Origin of the sequence: Kitasatospora phosalacinea (assembly GCF_000717185.1) — a bacterium.
Classification (GTDB): domain Bacteria; phylum Actinomycetota; class Actinomycetes; order Streptomycetales; family Streptomycetaceae; genus Kitasatospora; species Kitasatospora phosalacinea_A.
On the sequence record NZ_JNYE01000235.1, the window covers coordinates 1 to 1,828 of the forward strand.

Genomic DNA, 1,828 nt, shown 5'->3' on the forward strand with positions numbered 1-1,828 from the left:
TACGCGGTCAACTCCGCCAAGTCACTGGCCCTGCCCGCCGAGAGCATCACCACGGCGCAGGACTGCCCCGAGGCGGGAGCCACCCCGACCGGCACACTGCTCAGCGACAGCCGCACCTCCTACGACAACAACGCGTTCACCTGGGACGGCGCCGGCGGCGGCACCGCACCCAGCAAGGGCGAACCGACTCGCTCCGAGGTCGCCTCGGCGGCCAGCGGACCCAACGCGACGGCCTTCGTGACCGCTACGCGGACCAGCTACGACTCCTACGGCCGTGCGGCCACCACCGTGCGGACGCCCGACTCCACCGCCCCCGACGGCAGCAGCCTCGCCCAGAGCACCACCACCACCTACACCCCGGCCACCGGCGCGGTGCCCACCGGTACCGTGACGACGTCGCAGGTGACCGGCGGTGCTTCGCCGACCTACCAGACGACGACGGTCACCCTGGACGCCGCCCGGGGCCTGCCACTGGAGAAGGTCGACCCCGCGAACCTGCGGACCTCGACGGTCTACGACACCCTGGGCCGGTCCACGGCCCTGTGGCTGCCGGCCCAGTCCAAGGCCGCCAACCAACCGGCGTCGATGAAGTACGAGTACGCGGTCAACACGGCCAGCGCGTCGGCGATCACGACCAAGACCCTGATGGAGAACGGTTCGTACGTGTCCTCGGTGGCGCTGTACGACGCGCTGCTGCGACCCCGGCAGACCCAGGCGACCAGCGAGAACGACTCGATGACCGTGACGGACACCCAGTACGACTCGCACGGCTGGACCGTCCTCGCCAACACCTTCAACGTGGCCGGTCCGCCCCGGAGCGTGGTGGCCACCGCCGCCCAGATCACCATCCCGGCCACCACGCTGTCCGAGCACGACGGGATGGGCCGGATCACCGGGACCACCGAGGAACAGCGCGGCAGCACGGTCGCGGGGATGGGCACGAAGAACGTGTACACCGGTGACAGCACCCTGGTGGTGCCGCGCGCCGGCGGCATCACCACCCGGAAGCTGACCGACGGGCGCGACCAGCAGGTCGAGATCGACCAGTACACCACGGCGCCCACGATCACCGGATCGGCGACGGGAGGCTGGGCCGCGACCGGCGGCACGTCGGTCGCCACGAAGTACGCCTACGACCTGAACGGCAAGCCGACCAGGGTCGAGGCCGCGGACGGCTCGGTCTGGCTCTCCACCTACGACCTGCTCGGCCGGAAGGTGCGACAGTCCGACCCGGACGCCGGGACGACGCAGTACACCTACGACGACGCCGCGAACCAGGTGGGCACGATCGACGCCCGGGGGACCCAACTCGGCTACACCTACGACCTGTTGGGCCGCAAGCTGACCGCGGTGGACCGGACCAACGGCAACTTCACCTTCGGCGTCTGCGCTCGGCACGAAGATCACCCTGCCCGGCGGCGAGGCACCGCTCCCGACCACCTACAGCACCACCTTCACCTACTCGCCCACCACCCAGCAGCTGCTCACCCAGCGCGACCCCGGTATCGCCGGACTGCTCACCGAGGACATCACCTACAGCTACGACGCGATCGGCAGGCCCCAGCAGACACAGGGCCTCAACGTGCTCGTGGGCGTCCAGGCGTACACCCCCTACGGCGAGATCGCGCAGCTGCGCTACGGCGCGTCGACCAACCCCGCGTGGTCGACCTACCGGTACGACGAGCTGACCCACCGGCTGATCGGAGCGCAGACCAGCCGCAGCGCCTCCCCGGCCGGGGTGGTCGACGACCTCACCTACACCTACGACGGTTCGGGCAACCCGCTCTCGGTCACCGACAAGCAGTCCGAGACCGGCAGCACCGTCACC

At 70.3% G+C, this 1,828-nt stretch carries 1 pseudogene; it reads left to right on the forward strand.

Annotation, left to right across the window (positions count from 1 at the left end):
- Positions 1 to 1,828, forward strand: a pseudogene (locus OO57_RS44485) (RHS repeat protein); the annotation flags it as partial.